Annotated in this window: 13 protein-coding genes; 4 read left to right on the forward strand and 9 right to left on the reverse strand. The window is 44.1% G+C overall.

Going from position 1 to position 19,637, the window contains the following annotated elements; translation table 11 throughout:
* The first annotated feature begins 92 nt into the window (after nt 1–92).
* Nucleotides 93–2,114, forward strand: coding sequence for an oxidoreductase (locus tag BM528_RS14355; protein WP_083595300.1), 2,022 nt, complete (start codon nt 93–95; stop codon nt 2,112–2,114).
* 40 nt (nt 2,115–2,154) lie between these two features.
* On the opposite strand, the gene BM528_RS14360 is transcribed toward BM528_RS14355, so the two are convergent.
* From BM528_RS14360 to yaaA, 4 genes are all read right to left on the reverse strand, one after another.
* The gene (locus BM528_RS14360) at nt 2,155–3,366 is read right to left on the reverse strand and encodes a tetratricopeptide repeat protein (protein ID WP_071980415.1); all 1,212 of its coding nucleotides are present in this window, start codon (nt 3,364–3,366) and stop codon (nt 2,155–2,157) included.
* 135 nt (nt 3,367–3,501) lie between these two features.
* Entirely contained in the window at nt 3,502–5,331 is a 1,830-nt protein-coding gene (locus BM528_RS14365) for a DUF885 domain-containing protein (RefSeq protein WP_071980416.1), read from the reverse strand.
* 511 nt (nt 5,332–5,842) lie between these two features.
* Nucleotides 5,843–8,446, reverse strand: a complete 2,604-nt coding sequence (locus BM528_RS14370) for an ExeM/NucH family extracellular endonuclease (protein ID WP_071980417.1) — start codon at nt 8,444–8,446, stop codon at nt 5,843–5,845.
* Between the two features lie 213 nt (nt 8,447–8,659).
* A complete protein-coding gene (gene yaaA, locus BM528_RS14375) occupies nt 8,660–9,439 on the reverse strand; it encodes a peroxide stress protein YaaA (protein WP_071980418.1) in 780 nt (259 codons plus the stop codon).
* A 317-nt stretch (nt 9,440–9,756) separates the two neighbouring features.
* Here yaaA and tal point away from each other — a divergent pair, with 317 nt between their 5' ends.
* The 3 genes from tal (at nt 9,757) to BM528_RS14390 (ending at nt 12,870) form a co-directional block, all read left to right on the forward strand.
* Nucleotides 9,757–10,716 (forward strand): transaldolase, encoded by a 960-nt coding sequence (gene tal / locus BM528_RS14380; RefSeq protein WP_071980419.1) that lies wholly within the window; start codon nt 9,757–9,759, stop codon nt 10,714–10,716.
* Nucleotides 10,717–10,729: 13 nt separating this feature from the next.
* On the forward strand, nt 10,730–12,379 hold the full coding sequence (gene pgi, locus BM528_RS14385) for a glucose-6-phosphate isomerase (protein WP_071980420.1): 1,650 nt from the start codon (nt 10,730–10,732) through the stop codon (nt 12,377–12,379).
* Nucleotides 12,380–12,693: 314 nt separating this feature from the next.
* Complete coding sequence (locus tag BM528_RS14390; RefSeq protein WP_012519516.1) at nt 12,694–12,870, forward strand: DUF3545 family protein; 177 nt, start codon at nt 12,694–12,696, stop codon at nt 12,868–12,870.
* 55 nt (nt 12,871–12,925) lie between these two features.
* Here the strand turns inward: BM528_RS14390 and ung are convergent, their stop codons facing one another.
* The 5 genes from ung to BM528_RS14415 form a co-directional block, all read right to left on the reverse strand.
* The gene (gene ung / locus BM528_RS14395) at nt 12,926–13,585 is read right to left on the reverse strand and encodes a uracil-DNA glycosylase (RefSeq protein ID WP_071980421.1); all 660 of its coding nucleotides are present in this window, start codon (nt 13,583–13,585) and stop codon (nt 12,926–12,928) included.
* Nucleotides 13,582–14,868 (reverse strand): threonine synthase, encoded by a 1,287-nt coding sequence (gene thrC / locus BM528_RS14400; RefSeq protein WP_071980422.1) that lies wholly within the window; start codon nt 14,866–14,868, stop codon nt 13,582–13,584. The genes ung and thrC overlap by 4 nt, the downstream gene beginning before the upstream one ends.
* 61 nt (nt 14,869–14,929) lie before the next feature.
* On the reverse strand, nt 14,930–15,880 hold the full coding sequence (gene thrB, locus BM528_RS14405; RefSeq protein ID WP_071980423.1) for a homoserine kinase: 951 nt from the start codon (nt 15,878–15,880) through the stop codon (nt 14,930–14,932).
* Nucleotides 15,881–15,929: 49 nt separating this feature from the next.
* Nucleotides 15,930–18,395 carry a bifunctional aspartate kinase/homoserine dehydrogenase I gene (gene thrA / locus BM528_RS14410; protein WP_071980424.1) on the reverse strand — a complete coding sequence of 822 codons (2,466 nt, stop codon included), beginning with the start codon at nt 18,393–18,395 and terminating at the stop codon, nt 15,930–15,932.
* Nucleotides 18,396–18,685: 290 nt separating this feature from the next.
* Nucleotides 18,686–19,564 carry a LysR family transcriptional regulator gene (locus BM528_RS14415; RefSeq protein WP_071980425.1) on the reverse strand — a complete coding sequence of 293 codons (879 nt, stop codon included), beginning with the start codon at nt 19,562–19,564 and terminating at the stop codon, nt 18,686–18,688.
* Between the last annotated feature and the right edge of the window lie 73 nt (nt 19,565–19,637).

Here is a 19,637-nt window from a genome sequence, read left to right on the forward strand (position 1 = left end):
AAAGTACGCTCTGTCGAACTGTTAGGTAATTAAGTAAAAGTGTTCACCGGCAGTTTATGCGCAACAATAAAATTATAAAAAAGAGACTTATTATGACTACCCCCTACCCTCACCTTCTCGAGCCTCTCGATTTAGGCTTTACCACACTGCGAAACCGAACATTGATGGGCTCTATGCATTTAGGCTTAGAGGAGGAAAAAGGCGGGTTTGATAAATTAGCTGCATTCTATGCAGAGCGAGCAAAAGGCGGCGTTGGCCTCATCGTAACGGGAGGAATAAGCCCTAACATTTCTGGGTGGGTAGCCCCATTTGCAGGAAGAATGACCAGTAAGAGACACGCAAAAAAACACAAAGTTATTACCGACGCCGTTCACGCTGAAGGCGGTAAGATATGCATGCAGATTCTTCATTCTGGGCGCTATGGCTACCATCCTCTAGCGGTCTCAGCCTCATCCGTGAAATCGCCCATTACTCCATTTAAACCCAGGGCACTGTCTTCAAGCGGTATCAAAAGCACAATAAAAGACTATGCAAATTGCGCAGGTTTAGCTCAAAAGGCTGGATACGACGGCGTAGAAATTATGGGGTCAGAAGGCTACCTCATCAATCAATTCTTCTGTGAACGCACTAACCAGCGTAATGATGAATGGGGAGGAAGCCTCGAAAATAGAGCGCGACTGGCTATCGAGGTAGTGAGAAGTGTGCGTGAAAAAGTAGGGGCTGAGTTTATAATCATTTACCGTCTTTCAATGCTCGATTTAGTGGAAGGCGGCGCCCAATGGGATGAGGTGGTTTATTTAGCTAAAGAGATAGAAAAGGCAGGCGCAACGCTTATCAATACAGGTATTGGGTGGCATGAAGCGAGAGTGCCAACAATATCAACCTCGGTCCCGCGAGCGGCTTTCACTTGGATAACCAAGCGTATGAAGGCAGAGGTATCATTGCCGCTAGTGACGACTAACCGTATAAATACGCCAGAAGTTGCTGAGTCAGTGTTGGCAGAGGGCCACGCGGACATGGTTTCCATGGCGCGCCCTTTTCTTGCCGACGCTCATTTTGTAGCCAAAGCAATGCAGAATGAATCGAAGCTGATCAACACCTGTATAGCTTGTAACCAAGCCTGCTTAGACCATGCCTTTGAGCAAAAGCGTGCAAGCTGTTTAGTGAATCCCCAGGCCTGCTATGAAACCGAACTCACTTTCTCGCCAACCTCGAACAAGAAAAAACTGGTAGTTATTGGTGCAGGACCAGCAGGCCTGTCTTTTGCGATGTATGCCGCCGACCGCGGGCACGATGTGCATCTATTTGACCAGGCTAGCGAGATTGGTGGACAATTTAATTACGCAAAGCAAATACCGGGAAAAGAAGAGTTTTATGAAACTCTTCGTTACTTTACGCATCAATTAGCGCGAGCCAATGTCACTATTCACCTAAATACGCTTGCAACCACAGAGACATTAAAAAATGGAAGCTTCGATGAGGTTATCTTAGCTAGCGGTATTAAACCGAGAAGCTTAACTATTGAAGGCCACGATCACCCGAAAGTGTTGGGTTATCTAGACGTATTACGGGACCATGTTGAAGTAGGTCAGCGTGTAGCGGTAATCGGTGCTGGGGGCATTGGGTTTGATGTCGCTGAATACCTAGTTGAAGATGCAGATCTTACTGAAAATAGAGACAAGTGGCTGCAGCACTGGGGAATTGATAAAAGCTATGCCGCCGGCGGCGCACTTAAAGAAAAACACCTGACCCCAACCACGCGCGAAGTGTTTTTACTTCAGCGTAAAACCACAAAAGTGGGTAAGGGCTTGGGCAAAACAACCGGCTGGATCCACCGTCAGTCTCTTAAACTTCACAACGTGCAAATGATCAATGGCGTATCTTACGAAAAAATTGATGACAAAGGGCTTCACGTTGTTATTAACGACAAACCAAAACTACTGGAAGTCGATAACGTGATCGTATGTGCGGGCCAAGAACCATTCACGCCATTAAAAGCGCCTCTTGAAGAAGCTGGGTTTAAGGTACACATCATTGGTGGCGCCGACGTAGCAGCAGAACTTGATGCTAAAAGAGCTATTCGTCAGGGCGCCGAATTGGCTGCGAAAATCTAAGCGTTATTTGGTTGTATAAGTAATAAGGTTACTTTGCTAATTAATCGGTAAATTTATTAACACGCTGCAGGGCATCAAGCTTTGCAGCGTATAACCCTCTTTCCTTTTCACCAAAGGCGAGTTCCTTTGCTTTTTTAAGCTTAGACTCTGCACGTTCTATATCGCCAAGTAAAAAGTATGCTTTTGCTAACCCCATATAACCTTCACTCAGGTACGGCCCAGTTTTTACCGACTTGTTGAAAAGGGCAACCGCCCTTCTTGTTTCGCCTTGATTTAAATATTTAACGCCTTGGTCGTACCATTGATAGGGATTGTTCTCTTCAACGGCCAAAAGCTTACTTCCTATTTTCGCTAATGTTGCACTATCTCCTACCTCGGATAACAGCACAGCGTAGTTCGATAAGGTGTGTATAGATTCAACGTTATTCTCAATCGCAAATTCATATATGTCTCGCGCTTTTTTATACAGCATGTTCTGACGATAAAACACCGCCAAAGCGTTAAGGGTTTCTGAATTAAGCGGGGTTTGGCGCATTGCCCTTGAGAGTAAACTGTAGACTAGCGACGAGTTATTAACTGCCATCGCCTTTGCCGCTTTGTTTTGATAATACATAGAAATAAAATCGTTAAAGGCTACGTACTCCCCTGTGTCGTTAAGCGATGACGGGAAATAATCTATAACGGTTCGGCTGCGAAAAAATATAACGCCAAGCTTTTTCTCTTCCGCCTCAGGGCCAAGCACAATGGTTTTAACATGGGTAGAGGTGGTCAAAATATGATTGTGGCGCCGGTAAATAGGCGGCGTGAACACCTTTTTATAATATACATCTAACCCAACAACGTTAGCGAGTGCGGTGGTTAGTATTGCCAGCGTCAGGCAATTTCCCGACCTTTTTTCAAACGCTTCTGTTGCAGTAAATGTGTCTCCTGCGTAGCTAAAATCCGTAGCCCATTTCTCTAAAAAGTTGGATATACGAAAATTGGGGGATACGTCTTGCTGTTCGTCGCTATTGAAAAAGGATAAAAATTCCGCTTTTTGGTTGGGTGTGAGCACCAATATCTCATGGGGCTTAATAACCTTGGTTTGGCTAAATTTGTCGCTTTGCCAGTTGAGTGAAGAAGACAGATTGCTGGAAACATCATCGCTGCTACTCACTTGCTGTGAGGTGCTTTGGCAGCCAGAAAGGCTTAACGCTACACATGCAAAGCCAATAGCGGCTAAAGTCGCGAAAAATCCATTATGTTGCTTCATTGCGCTTCTCCATACTTTACTTTCCAGTCCCGACGGGCTGAATTTTAGAGTAGAGGAAGTGAGATCAAAAAACCAGCTTTCACTTGATAGCAAAAGCTGGCTTTGTGCGTACTTTTAAGAGACTAGCTTTTTTGACTAGCTTTTTTGACTGGCTATCCAGCGGTCTATTTTTTGTTCAAGAATAGCCAGCGGAATGCCACCTGTGTTTAATACCTGCGCATGGAATTCTCGAATATCAAAATTCTTGCCAAGGGCTTGTTCAGCCCGTGCGCGTAACTCTTGTATTTTTAATGCGCCAACCTTGTAAGATAAAGCTTGTGAGGGAATAGCAATATAACGCTCAACCTCTGCCACTACTTCAGTGCGCGTCATGCCTGAGTTATCGAGCATAAAGTCGATGGCTTTTTCTCTGCTCCAGCCCTTGGCGTGAATACCGGTATCAACCACCAAGCGCATGGCTCTTAACTGTTCGCCCTGCAATGTGCCGTAACGATTCCACGGGTCATCGAAGAAGCCCATTTCGTACCCGAGTGTTTCAGCGTAAAGCGCCCATCCTTCTCCGAAAGCAGGTAAAAAGCTAAAGCGCATAAACGAAGGCAGTGAGTCGTTTTCTTGCGCAATGCTATTTTGGAAATGATGGCCTGGTGCTCCCTCATGAAGGTATAGCGTCACATTCCCCGTAGTTAAGCGGCTAGGTAAATCATAGGCATTAAAGAAAAACGTTCCTGGACGTGACCCATCAGGCGTACCCGGTTGATAAGAACCACCGGCACTAAACTGTTCAATAGCCGGATCGTAAGGCTTTATTTCTAGCCCTGACTTTGGCAATAGTGAGAAATACTCATCAATTTTCTTGTCTACTTCTTTGCCAATACGATAGTAGCTTTGGGTTAATGCTTCACGACTTTCAGGCTTAAACTGAGAGTCTGTTCGCACAAAGTCGAAAAGCTCATTTAGCGTGCCGTCAAAACCCACTTCGTCTTTTATCGCTAGCATGTCGTTTTTAATGCGCTTAACTTCTCTAAGACCAAGTTCATGCAGTTCGTCGGGAGTCAAAGGCAGCGTAGTAGAGTCCTCTACCATCAACTCATAAAGCTTCGCGCCACCTTTCATGTCGCTCAAACCGATGGTTTCACGAGCAATGGGTAAGTATTCATTTTTAAGAAAGTCGCGCATGCGTCTGGTGGCATCGTAAATGTCTTGCGTAGCCTGCTCATATTCACTCGTTAAACGAGTTTTTTCTTCTTCAGAAAATGATTCTGGAAACATCGTCATAGGCCCCCAAAACTGCGACTCTTTTAGCGGTATTGCTAGCTGTGTATCAAACTGCTTAATAACGCGGTCTATGGTAAGCGTAGTTTCTAACACGCCAGATTCCATCCCCTCTTTAAAACGCTCTATAGCACGGTCTGAAATGGCAATATAATCTTTGTGGCGTGATAAGTTGTTCTCATAGTCTTCAACGGTTTTAAAAGGAGCAGCCCCCTCACCACTGGCAAAAAAGGGGTAAAAAGTATGAAACCCACTAAAATGATTTACAGGGCGTACTAAAAATAACGCACTGATCTCTGGCGAGGACATTTCAAGTGCAAGCTCTTGGTTATATTTGAAAACGTCATAAGCCAATTTGTCAGTATCATCTAGCTTGCTTCTATCAATTTGCGCAAGTTCCGACAAATTGAGCTGTGTACTGGTACGGCTTGCTAAATCATGAGCATCAGTTAAAAAGTCGCCCAAGCGATCTGCCCGTCGCATATCACCGCGGAATATGGCCATCACAGGGTTTAGTGCTAAATAACGCTCGTCCGATGCTGCAAAAAGAGCAAAGAGTTTTTCATGCTCACTTTGAGCTTTTTGCATAACGGTTGGCTCTTTTAGAGCGTCATTATGAGAATTTGCGATAGCAACTGATGTGCTCAACGCTAACGCAACAGCGCTACTAACTGCCAACATCTTTCTTATCATTTGTAAGGTTTCCTTATTATTTTAGTGTGCAAACGCCAATATCATTCATAACAAATCAACTTAAAAGCACTGTTTGTTCGAATCAGGCGACGACATTATTTTAAGTCTGTCTTATGGCCTATCTAATTATTGACATACTTTAGGCGTTATCTTTGTAAAGTGCTATTTTTTGGAGAAAGGTATCGTCATAAGTTGTGTAAAGAATTATCAAAAAAAAGCTGCGCTTGAGCGCAGCTTTATCACAGTGATTTTATACCATATATGGACCCTCTCCGATTGCAAGACACCGTGTTGACTTATTAACGTGATTCATTGCTGCCATATATTCGGCTTTTTCATGAAGTCATTTTCTTATTCATGTGACCCTCTTCTTCTTGATAGTGATTTGAATAACTCTATCTTGGCTCATTTGAAGCCTTTATGGGAGGAGAGGGTCCATACCATTAATACGGCTTGCAACATGGCGGCCTAAATAGCTACCTTTTGCAGCATCACAAGAAAGATGATTGCTTTATTTACCCGTATTAACAAAACTCACGCAGTCACCTTGATTTTTAAACGTACTTCCGTCATGACGGTTCAGTGTTTTCCAGTTACCCTTTTTACATTGGGATTTGTCTTCAGGAACTACATTTAAATTAATGCCCACAATCACAGGGTCGTGGTCCGAACTTCTAAAAGCATTAGGTTCGAATAATGCATCTTGTGCATCTTTTTTAAATGACGTGTCGTAATCGAAAATATCAGGCTCGTCAGCATTAATGTGCCAAACCTGTGTATTTATTACTTGCTCCGTCAAAACAGATGATGACAAGGCATGGTCAAGATATCCCACCTGACCATCAAATACATAAGAGTAAGCAAACTCGCCTTCATATTTGGCTACTAAATCAGTAAAACCTGACGACGTTATTGTTAAGATAGGATCTTCTTTATCGTAACTATTCAAATCGCCAATAACTAATACATCGGGGTCGCCACTGTTTGTAGGATCTGTAGCGATCCAATCAACGAACGCTTTTGCAGCGTCATTGCGCACGTCGTTACAATTCCCTTGTCCGTCTTGCATATCTACATCACCAAAATCTTCACAATCGCTGCCCTTAGACTTTAGGTGATTTACGGCAACAGAAAGCACACCGCCTCGCTGTTTTTCTCGGAAAGTTTGTAACAGAACAGGCCTATTTAACTGGTCTATAAAACGACTATCGACAGAAGAGTCTAATGTTGCAAACGCGCCCTCAGTTTCCACGCTTTCTTGTTTATAGATTAATCCTACTTTAATTGCATCTGTACCAATGGTTCCGGTATCTACATAAGCGTAAACCTCACTACCCAGAACGCCATTTACGCTGTCGGTGAGATCCTTTAAAGATACATCTGGGTTATTTTCTATTTCAATAAGACCCACAATATCAGCATCTATATCTACAAGCGCAGCAACTATTTTTTGCTTTTGACGCTCGAATTCTTCGCTGTTATCTGCGCCTCGGCACGAACTATCATTCGGTCCGCAACGGTTTCCGTTTTCATCTAAGGTGGTAAAGTAATTTAGTACATTAAATGAAGCTACCGTAATATCACTTTCAAAAGCGGGAGCGCTCTGTCTTGGGTTAGTTTCAAGGAATTGAGCCCCTGATGTTGGCTGAATTCGATACGCGCCAAACGCCTGATGCATAACCCCGTTTAAAAATTGCACCGTATCTCCGCCACGGAACTTATTCGTTAAAAAAAAGACGTCGCCATTAGGGTGTATGGCAGGATCAGCGTTTTGCGACGTACGGCCGTCATCTAACGTAATTTTTGCTTGGCTGTTAGCGATATCTCTTTGTTCAAATGCACTAGAACCAGGCGCTTCTATCGCCGTTGGTGTTATCAAGCGATTTTCGTTGTTTAGTGGTAGCGCAAGCACAATTTCACCAAACCTATCAAAATTAAAGTATTCTGAAATGACCAAAGGCTGCTCCAGAATTATTCGCATGCCCTCTACCGACTCGAGATCCAAATCATCATTGATGGGAAGCGTTAACGACACCGCCTCAGGAAGGGATTGCCCCTCAGCATTTACTACCACCGAATCAGCACTAACCTGCGTCATTCCACTAAACTCTGAAACAGAGCCTATCACGCTTACGACATCACCAATTTTGACATCTACGGAAGGAGAAGAACCATCAAAAATAAATATTCCCTCAGAGGTCAGCGGGTTACCATCTGGTGTCAATGATTGAAGAAAGAAACCACGAAGATCACCGTTATCGGTTTCATCATTACGCTGGTAATCCCCGACAACGATACCTTCAACAATGACTTCCTCACCGCTCAACTCTGTTGAAAAGCCAGTGCCTTGAATATCCGCTATGGAAACAAGCTCTGGACCGGTAGGCTCGCTTTCTTCGAACCCACTAATAATTGATAAGTTTTGAAACGCAAACGCTTCACTGCCGCCATTAGATGATGCAGTAAGCGTCACCTGCAAAGTTGCTCCCGTGCCCTCAATTGCTGCTCGAATAGTCTTTAATTTGTTAGAAAGCTGTGTATCGTTGGCAAATAAAGGGTCGTTTAATTCAAATGAGCTACCACCTGCCAAGGTGTAAGAGGCGCTTCCAGATTCATCAACAGAACTAGCAATTAAAACCTGCTCGACGCCTCCATCAATTGAGGCTGTAATAGTGAAAAAATCTGAATTTTCAAAATCCCCCATCGCACCAATATCTATCGATAACCCTAACTGGGGAGCTCCACTAATATCAAATACCCATTGCGCGCTTACAGGCTCGCTGTTATCTGGGTTTACTGTGTCGGTTACGCCGAAAAATTCATCACCGTTGTTATCATCAATGATGCCCAGGCTGTCGCCGGTAAAAGTAGAAAGGCTGTCGTCTAACACGGCAAAAGGTATGCTGTCAGATACCCCTCGTTGATACTTCTGGAATCCATCAGCAGATGATGAAAAAGCGTCTCGCTGAGTATTTTGATAACTAATTAGATTAGTCGAAGAACTTTGATTCATATCGCCGGCTATGGCGATTTCCGCTGCCGACGCCTCTATTACTGGGTTGGAAGTGAGTATCGCGCCTACTGAAATTGCTAATGTCGTCTTTATTATTTTCATTAAACTTTCCTGTTTATTTATAGAAACTGTCTTTTAGGACAGGGGGAAAAACAAACAGTAAAGGTATAAACAACATACTACAAGAAAATGACAGCGCTAAAAAAAGCCCTTTTACTGGGAAAGCAAAAGGGCTATTCAATTCTCGTGTTTGATAAAGAGAAGTCTATCAGCAGCAAAACTTCGCACTTGTTAAGATCTGAGCAGACCCAGTTATTACTGCGCCTCTTGATTACGCAAAAATACTAACTCGGTAGAGGAGCTTTGCTCTTCACTGAAGCTATATCCATCAGTATCAAAGGCTTTTAATCCGTCCACGTCAGCTACTTTGTTCTCAATAATATAGCGCGCCATAAGGCCTCGCGCTTTTTTGGCGAAAAAGCTAATGATCTTATATTGACCATTTTTGCAGTCTTTGAACGTAGGCGTAATCACCATGCCGTCTAATTCTTTTTTCTTTACTGCTTTGAAATATTCATTAGACGCCAAATTAATAAGCACATTGTCACCTTGAGCACTAAGGGCTTCATTGAGTACTTTCGTAATGCGGTCGCCCCAAAATGCGTACAGGTCTTTTCCCTCTGGGTTAGACAGTTTCGTCCCCATTTCCAAGCGGTAGGCTTGCATTAGATCAAGCGGACGTAAAAGGCCATACAGCCCAGATAAGATTCTTAAGTGATCTTGTGCAAACGCTACAGACTCGTCATCTAACGAATATGCATCAAGCCCTGTGTAAACGTCGCCATTAAACGCATACATAGCTTGCCGTGCATTGTTTGTATTGAAGGGAGTGGAAAATTCAGCAAACCGATTTGCATTTAATGTTGCTAGCTTATCGCTGATTTTCATCAATGACGATAAATCTGCAGGCGACAATGTGCGGCACACTTCCATTAAGCGCGCGGTATCGTCCATCATACTTGGCTGAGTATATGTGCTGACCGGCACTTCTGTATCAAAATCAAGATTTTTTGCTGGGGAAACTACAACTAACATGAAAACTCCTTCGGTTTTTGCAGTCAATGCTTATCGGCATTTGCTGAACAACATGGCGCAAGTATATCACCACCGTCATGGGAAAAAATAATGGCAGAGAACAAAGACACCAATTGGGCTAACAGAGAAATCCGATTAGCCGTAAATTAGCGCTGATACGCTATAAATATTCATGCGATTTTGATATAACTGTGCATAATTATAAATTAATTGACGTTATCAAACGTCAGCGCCCTACATACGCAAAAACGAACCGTTTTAGTCAACTTGCTCTTCTGGCAAGTTGTGCAAATTTTGAATGACTATTAGAGAGAATTATGAGCAATCAGCTAGCATCGTTACGTGATATCACTACCGTTGTTGCCGACACCGGTGACATTGACGCTATTAAAAAGTACCAGCCCGTAGACGCTACAACAAATCCGTCTTTGTTATTAAAAGCAGCTGGCCTACCGCAATATGCAAGCTTGATTGACGACGCAGTGGCATGGGCTAAATTACAGTCTAGTGACGCAGAGCAACAGCTTGTTGATGCGTCGGACAAACTTGCCGTAGCCATCGGTAAAGAAATTTCAGGAACGATTCCAGGGCGAATTTCTACCGAAGTTGATGCTCGCTTATCGTTTGATACCGCTGCCACTATCGAAAAAGCAGAGCGTTTGGTTCAGCTATACAAAGACGCTGGTATTGATAAGTCTCGTATTCTCATCAAAATTGCATCTACATGGGAAGGCATTCAAGCTGCAGAAGCGTTAGAGAAAAAAGGCATTCAGTGTAACCTAACCTTGTTATTCAGCTTCGCTCAGGCACGAGCATGTGCTGAAGCGGGCGCATACCTAATTTCACCTTTTGTTGGCCGTATTTTAGATTGGTATAAAAAGTCTACCGGTAAAGAGTCATACTCTGCCAGTGAGGACCCAGGGGTAGTATCAGTAACAAGCATTTATAACTACTACAAAGAACACGGCTACAAAACTGTTGTTATGGGCGCAAGCTTCCGCAATATCGGTGAAATTCAAGCCCTTGCTGGCTGCGACCGCCTAACTATTAGCCCAGCATTACTTGAAGAGCTAGCAAACGAGCCAGGTGAGTTAGAAGTTATGCTCAAAGATGGTGGTGCGACAAAAACACCAGGGCCTCGCCTAACTGAGGGTGAGTTCCGTTGGGACATGAACCAAGACGCAATGGCGACAGAAAAATTATCTGAAGGTATCCGTAACTTTGCTGCAGACCAAGATAAGCTTGAGACTCTGCTTCGCGAAAAACTGAATGCGTAAGGACCAGACTACGATGAGTGTATTAACATCACTTCCTGAATGGAAAGAGCTAAGTAAAATTGCAGAGTCCGTTAAAAGCGCTCACATGCGCGACTGGTTTGCATCTGATGGTGAACGCGCTGAAAAAATGAGTCTTAGCGCATGCGGAATATATCTCGATTACTCTAAAAACCGAGTTAACGAAGCCGCGCTTTCCTCTCTTTTCGACCTTGCTCGTGCATGTAATATTGAAACCATTCGAACTAACATGTTCGAGGGCGAGCAAATTAACTCTACTGAGGGTCGTGCCGTATTGCACACCGCGCTGCGTAATTTCTCTGACCGCCCTGTTATGGTAGACGGCAAGGATGTGATGCCTGAAGTGCATGCAACGCTTGAAAAAATGAAAGGCTTTACCGAGTCTATTCACAACGGCGAGCACAAAGGTTACACAGGAAAACCAATCAAGCATATTGTTGCTATTGGTATTGGCGGCTCTTTTCTAGGCCCTAAAATCATGACTGAGGCGCTAAAACCTCACACTGTTGATGCCGTAAAAGTGCATTTTGTTGCTAACGTAGATGGCTGCCATATTCACGACGTGCTTTCAGGTCTGAATTTTGAAGAAACCTTAGTTGTGATGTCTTCAAAGTCATTTACTACGCAAGAAACGCTGCAGAATACGCTAACGGCCAAAGATTGGTTCTTAAAGTCCGGTGGCACGCAACAAGACATTGCTAAACACTTCGTGGCGGTATCATCTAACGTTAAAGCAGCCACCGACTTCGGTATCAGTGAAGATAACATCTTTCCAATGTGGGACTGGGTTGGTGGACGTTACTCGTTATGGTCGGCTATTGGTCTACCTATTTCACTGGCATTGGGTTTTGACAACTTTAAGGCATTGCTTGAAGGTGCTTTTGAAATGGATACCCATTTCACAACAGCACCACTTGAAGAAAACATGCCGGTACTTCTCGCTTTGTTAGGCGTATGGTATCGCAACTTCTTCGACGCACAGTCTCACGTATTACTGCCCTACTACCACTATCTTCGCGGCTTACCGGCTTACGTTCAGCAGCTTGATATGGAAAGTAATGGTAAAGAGGTAACTCAGGCTGGAGATAGTGTTGATTACCCTACAGGCCCTATAATTTGGGGCAGTGAAGGAACCAATGGCCAACACAGCTTTCATCAGCTAATTCACCAAGGCTCGGGCATTATTCCTGCCGACTTTATGTTGCCATTAAACGTGCCGAACCAAGATGATACCCACCACGCTATGCTTGCTTCTAACTGCTTTGGTCAAACTCAAGCTCTTATGCAGGGTAAATCCTTCGAAGCCTGTTATGCAGACCTAGATGGTAAAGGTTTGGATGATGCTGAACGCAAACGCTTGGCGGCACATAAAACAATGCCAGGGAACAAACCCAGCAATACTTTTCTGTTCGACAGCCTAATGCCCAAAACTCTTGGCGCGTTGGTTGCAATGTATGAACATAAGGTATTCGTTCAGGGCGTTATCTGGAACCTTAACTCGTTCGACCAATGGGGCGTAGAGTTAGGTAAAGTACTAGGAAACCAAGTACTTGCAGGCATTCAAGGTGAAGCGAGCAAAGACGATTTCGACGCTTCTACACAACAGTTGATTGCTAAATTCAGAGCAGCGAATGCACCAAAATAAGGAAAATAGGGGATAGAGAATCATCCCCATTTGGTGCAATAAACAAACTGAACGGCCGGCTTACCCCCGGCCGTTTTTTGTTGGTCGTATCAATTAGTGTCCGAGTTGTTAAAGCCAATCCGGGCATTATTAATACAGTTTATAAAGCTGCCTTATGTCTGACGTTCCTTAGCCGTTTCATAAAACTGCCACACATTGTTAATAAAAGGTAAACAAAACTATTTTATTTTGGTGTCGGCTGTGATAAAAAATGTACAGAGGGAAATTACTCAATTGCTCTGTATTAGTTGTAGTGGTGTAAAAAGGAGATCCCAATGGATAAATCAGATCTATTTGCCATGTTAGACATCGAAGCAAGTCCAGCAAAAACAAAAAGCAAAAAAAGAAAGTGGAGAGAAATCGAAGCGCTACAGGATCGATACAAATTAGAAAAAGAACTCGCTGAGTTAGACTGTGGTTTTGAGTACGAACTTGAAACACTAGAAAGATAACAAAAAGCCGCCTGAGAAATCAGGCGGCTTTTTTCTTTTTAGGCGCGATTAAAAGCTATACTTGCCATTGAATAGGCGGTTTGCCCGCCTGTGCAAGAAACTGATTGGTCTGGCTGAACGGCCGGCTGCCGAAAAAACCTCTGTGCGCAGAAAGCGGAGAAGGATGTGGTGCGTGCAAAACACAGTGCTTTTCTCTGTTTATGCTATCGCCTTTTCTTTGTGCGTGACTTCCCCACAGTAAAAACACAACACCCTCGCGGTGTTCATTTACTGCATCTATCACTTTATCGGTGAAGGTTTCCCACCCCCACTTTGCATGACTGTGTGCTTTACCTTGTTCAACAGTAAGCACAGTATTTAATAACAATACGCCCTGCTGTGCCCACGACAACAAATTCCCGTGGTTGGGAATTACAAAGCCTTCTATGTCGCTAGCCAGTTCTTTGTATATATTCTTCAAAGAAGGAGGAATTTTTACCCCGGGTAAAACCGAGAAACACAACCCATGTGCCTGATTAGAACCGTGATAAGGATCTTGACCTAATATTACAACTCGAACGTCTTCCAATGCGGTTATTGAAAATGCAGTAAACACGTCTTCTTTAGGCGGGTATATAATTTTACCCGCCTCTCTTTCTGCCTGAACCTGTAGCATCAACTCTCGAAAATAAGGTTTTGCCTTCTCGTCTGCTAATGCCTCAGTCCATGTCATCATGGTTTTAAAAGGCTCATCATGTGCTGTTTCAACGCCTCGTAAGACGCCGGCAAATCCACTGCTAAGCTATCTTCACCCGCAACATCAGCAAGAGGCTTTGGCAAGCTTATTGGGTTGCCCAACACATTTTCTACAGTTTCACGGAATTTTGCAGGGTGTGCCGTACCTAAGAACAGGCCAATTTCACCCTCTTCTAAATCGTGACTTACTGCACGATAAGCAATAGCAGCGTGAGGCTCACTGGTGTAACCCTGCTGTGCTAACTGACGCATAGCCAACTGGGTATACTCTTCATCAACCATTTCGCCTTTTAAACAGGCTTTGTCGATATATCCACGCTCAATAAGCGCTTCGATACGGGGCCAGTTATTGGGCTGACTTACGTCCATTGCATTTGAGATAGTCGCAACGGTAGATTTAGGATCCCACTCACCAGTTTTTAAGTAGCGCGGAACCGTATCATTCAAATTGGTGGCAGCAATGAAGCGTTTTATCGGTAAGCCCATCGCTTTAGCAATCATGCCAGCAGTTAAGTTACCAAAATTACCGCTTGGTACAGAAATGACCACCTGATCGCGTTTTTCTTTTGGAAGTTGACTCATCGCTTCAAAGTAGTAACAAACCTGAGCAAGTAACCGGCTTATATTGATAGAGTTTGCAGAGTTAAGATGCAAACCTTCACGCACATCTGGGTCGTCAAAAGCAGTTTTAACCAGTGATTGACAGGCGTCAAAGTCGGCTTCTACCGCAACTGTATGAATATTATCGCCCAACGTAGTAAATAGCTTTTCTTGTAGTTTGCTTATCTTATCTTTGGGAAACAAAATTACCACGTTGATATTATCAATGCCGTGGAACGCATGAGCAACGGCAGCACCAGTATCCCCTGAGGTAGCGGTTAAAATGGTGATTGGCTTACCCTCACTAATGCGAGATAAGGTTTGCGCCATAAAGCGCCCGCCAAAATCTTTAAACGCCAGTGTGGGACCATGGAAAAGTTCGAGTGAATACACATTGTCATTCACTTTTTCTACCGGTGCGCCAAATGAGAATGCGGTCTCAACAATAGCATTAAGCTCGCCTTCTTCTAGTTCATCGCCAATAAGCGTGCGTAATACTTCTATACTACGCTCAACGAAGGGCTTCTCCAGTAGACCATCTATGTCGTCTAGCGCTGGAATTGTTTCAGGGAAATACAGGCCTTGGTTTTTACCTAAGCCTCGTTTTACTGCTTCTGCAAAACTTGCCGTGTCTGATGCGTCTTTTAAATTTACCAATTCCACTTTCTTTACCTTTATTAATTCTTAGTGCGCCTAAATAGGCGCTGCGTCCAGCCTACTGCAATTACTCACTAGTGATAAGTGTACCGAGCTTAGGAACCTGACACACATGGCTAAAACCATCTTCATTTTGTATGTAATTTGAACTCAAATAGTCCGCAATTTTTTCAGCTTGCGCCTTACTATTGCAAACTGCGAATACGGTTGGCCCAGAGCCAGAAATACCAAACGCCAATGCTCCCTCACTGTCGCTATATGCTCTAGCTTCGTCAAACCCTGGAAGCAAAGATTTTCTATACGGCTCTGCAATCACATCTTTCATTACCGATGCGGCAAGTGAAAACTCACCTTCATGAAGTGCATGTACAAATACGCCAAGCTGTCTGCCAAATGTGAGTGCAGTTGACATATCCACCTGCTTGGGAAGAATATCTCTTGCCGCCGCGGTCGACACACTAATTCCTGAATAGCATATCGCATAATACCATTCATCATTAAGGGGTAAAGACAGGGTTACCGGAGAGGTAGCTCCCGTCATCAGCGTCATGCCGCCAAGAAAACATGGCGCCACGTTGTCATAATGAATGCTGCCGCTTATCTGCCCCTCTAACTCCCCCATCATAGTAAGTAGAGTGTTGTCGTCAAATGGACTATCAAAGTAAGCATTAAGCCCCGCAAAAGCAGCGACGATGGAGCTTGCACTCGAGCCAAGCCCGCTGCCAATAGGAAGATTTTTGTGCAAAGTAATGGCAACAGGTGCTAACTGACGGCCCTCACTCTCCATTTTTTCGCAGAAGTAGTAATAGCACTTGGTGACAATATTACTGCCTGCGTCGCCGGGCAATTTGTGCGCAAACGCACCAACAGTCTCAAGAGAAAACTGCTCAGCAGATGCTATTTCTACTTCATCACCCAGTTTAGTGCCGTTGACGGGTGCAAGGGCAGCGCCAAGAACATCAAAACCGAGACTGACGTTGCCTATTGAAGCTGGCGCATAAGCGCGAATTACTTTCATATTAAAAAACTCTTTTTAAAAGCTTTGTTTAAATGCTTCGTTTAAACACTCAGTAAGCCATTTGTTTCCACGGCATAGTGCGCAGAATATCTGCAAACACACCTGCGGCAGTTACTGTACCGCCAGCGCCATAGCCGCGTATTACATAGGGAATAGGATTATAGTAATCGCTGTTAATAGCGAGCGCGTTCTCACCGTCTTTTACTTGTGAAAGCGGGTTGCTTGCAGGTACAGCTTGAATACTTACCTTACATTTCCCATCTTCGATACTGCCAATGTAGCGCAATACCTTCCCTTCAGACTTAGCACTTTCAACGCGCTTAGCAAATTCGCTGTCTAGCTCTGGCAGTTGAGCCATGAACTCATCAACTGAGCAGGATTCTGCGAAGCCAGATGGCAGCACCGACTCTATTTCTATATCACTTAGTTCAAGTGCCAAATCGGCCTCACGGGCCATTATTAATAACTTACGCGCCACATCCATTCCACTTAGGTCATCTCTTGGGTCTGGTTCAGTGAAGCCGTTTTTCTTCGCTGTTTCTGTCGCTTGAGACAGCGTCATCCCTTCTTCTAGCTTACCGAAAACATAAGAAAGGCTACCTGACAATATGCCCTCGAATCTGTGTAATACGTCGCCCGCACTAAATAATTTTTGCAGGTTATCAATAACTGGCAAGCCTGCGCCTACCGTTGTTTCATAAAGATATTGACGGTTTGTTGCTTGTGCCGTTTTACGAAGTTTGCGGTAGTATTCCATTGCTGATGTGTTGGCCTTTTTATTCGGCGTAACAACGTGGAATCCGCTTTCCATCATATCTACGTATTGGTTAGCTATGGCTTCATGACTAGTGCAGTCAACAATAACTGGGTTTACCAGACTATTGTCATTCACAAATTGATAGAGACGCTCAACACTTAAACCTTCGCCAGCAGCTTCTAATGCCGCTTTCCAGTCGCTGCTCAAATCAATACCCTGACTGTTGAGCAGCAGCTTGCGGCTGTTTGCCATGCCGTAAACACGAAGCTGCACGTTTCGCGCTAATAAAGCTGGCTGCTGCTTGGCAATTTGCGCCAACAACTCACTGCCTACATTTCCGCATCCTACAAGAAAGACGTCAATGGTATGTCTGTCTGAGAAGAAATTTTGATGAATAACTTTCACCGCTTTTTTCGCCCGTTTGCTTTCTATAACCGTAGAAATAGAGCGCTCTGAAGACCCCTGTGCTATTGCTACGTTATTCACTCTCGCCTGAGCTAAAGAGTTAAAGAAACGCGCTGCAAGCCCTTTGGTTTGGCGCATGCCATCACCCACAAGCGTAACTATGGCTAAGTCGTGACGTACTTCAATAGGGTCAAGCAACTGATTTTGTAACTCTAGTGCAAACGCGTCTTCTAATAAATTTAGCGCTTTGTTGGCGTCTTTGCTTTGAATACAAAAACTAATTGAGTACTCAGACGACGACTGCGTGATTAAACTAATAGATATGTTGGCATTCGACATCACTTCGAATACGCGACTTGCCATACCCACCATTCCTTTTAAACCGGGGCCTGCAACGTTGAACATGGTGACGTTATCAAGCTGAGATATCCCTTTCACCGATGTCCATTTTTCACTTTTCTCATTGCTGATTAAGGTGCCAGGAGCAGCAGGATTTAGCGTATTGCGAATAAGGCATGGTATATGGTGCTGAGCAATAGGGCCTATTGTTTTAGGGTGCAGCACTTTTGCGCCGAAGTAGGAAAGCTCCATGGCTTCCTGATACGTAAGCTTGTCGAGTAAAACTGCGCCCTCAACTTGGTTAGGATCAGCATTGTAGACGCCATCTACGTCAGTCCAAATTTCACAGCAGCTTGCATCGATACACGCAGCCAAAATAGCGGCTGAATAGTCTGAGCCGTTGCGACCCAAGGTTACTTTCTGGCCTTCTTCATTCGCCGCAACAAACCCAGGCATGATTAAAAATTCACTGCCATCAACTGGAACATCGGTAAATCTTGCTTTACTCAATGCTACGTCGGCAATACTGTCTAGATACTCACCGTCAGCAAGAATGTAGGTTACTGGGTCGATAATGCGATTTTTTACACCTTTGGCAGAAAGTATGGCACTGAATAGCGTCACAGAGATGTACTCGCCAATACTCAATATGCCCGCTGCTACATTGTCAGGTGCAACACCAAGTAGATTGATGCCCTGCAAATGTTTTTTCAATACTGCTAAATGGCTGTCAATAAACGCAATAACGCTGTTGTATTCAAAGCCATCTAACTCTTCATTTAAACTATTCGCGATACCGGTTACTGTCGCGTTTAACTTATCGAGTAATGGCTGAAAGTCTTCACCCGCTGCTGCTTGTTCGCACAATAGAGAAAGTGCGTTGGTTACGCCTTTGGGGGCCGAGAGAACTACGGCAGCACCGTCGGTTTGGTGAGTGTCCATGCTAATCTCTGTAACCCGCAAATAACGCGGTGCATCGGCAAGAGAAGACCCTCCAAACTTTAAGACTTTCATATGCTACTCCTTAAGGTTGCGCATGCTAAAACGTGTAAAAAAAAGCCCGCTCTGTTTGAGGCGGGCTTTCGTTGTCTTTTGCGTATTTGCACTAGTCACCGACCGCCCTATTTAAGGTGGTAATAAACATCATGGTGGTGCGAATCGCTAGAATCTTTTTCATAGCTTCAATTTGCCGTATAGACGTCTATCTGTCAACCGCAGTTTTCACCACACTGTATTTCAGTTTGTGCAACACTTAAGTGAAATCATTTCCTTTTTAGGTATAAAACATGAATTTTTGCCATGCCTTATCTGTCGTCTGTCAGGTTTTCCGACAAAAAATCAACAAGTAATCGAATTTTGGGTGCCACATTGCGATTAGAAGGAAATACCGTCCATATGGCCTCTTGCTTGTCTTTGTAATCTGGTAAGACCTCCACAAGCTGTCCTTGTGCAATGGAATCTCTGACATAAAAACCAGGTAATTGCGTAAGTCCTAGTCCGTTAATTGCCGCAGCCTTTAGGGCGTTTCCACTGTTATATCGTACTCTGCCGCTAACACTAACGGTTTGAACATCATTGTTGATTAAAAAGCGCCAGTAAGGCTGAGAGCCAACAAGTAAACTGTGCTGTTTTAAATCTTCGAGTGACGTGGGTATTGAATTATTTTGAAGGTATTCACGGCTGCCACACACATAAAGTTGACGGGTAGCCAGTCTTTTTGCGATGAGCGAAGAATCCTCCAGTTTCCCAATACGTATTGCCAAATCTAAGCCTTGCTCCACAATATCTAATGTATCGTTTGAAAATGCGCACTGTATGCTTATGCCAGAATACGTTTCAAGAAAGCGATTGAGCAAAGGCGCGATAAACGCTTCACCGAAGGCGACAGGAGCGGTTAGCTTTATTAGTCCTTGTGGCGATTGCTGTAATGCGCTTACAGACAGTTGCGCGTTTTCTAACACAGATAGCGCAGGGTTTGTTTGTTCAAAGTACAGCTTTCCCGCCTCTGTTAGAGAGACATTACGCGTGGTGCGATGAAGCAACTTCACCCCTAAACGCTTTTCTAAGGTCGCTACTTTTCTACTCACCTGTGCCACCGAGGTGTCCAATCTATTGGCGGCACCAGTAAAGTTGCCTACGCTAGCCACGCTACAAAACTCAACAATACCGTCTAAATTTTTCATTTCTCTCCTACGTTCGCCACCTGCACCCTATGCGCAAAAATACGCCCTAAAGTAGTAATGATAGGTTTATTAT

Source organism: Alteromonas sp. RW2A1 (genome assembly GCF_001886475.1).
Taxonomy (GTDB): Bacteria; Pseudomonadota; Gammaproteobacteria; order Enterobacterales; family Alteromonadaceae; genus Alteromonas; species Alteromonas hispanica.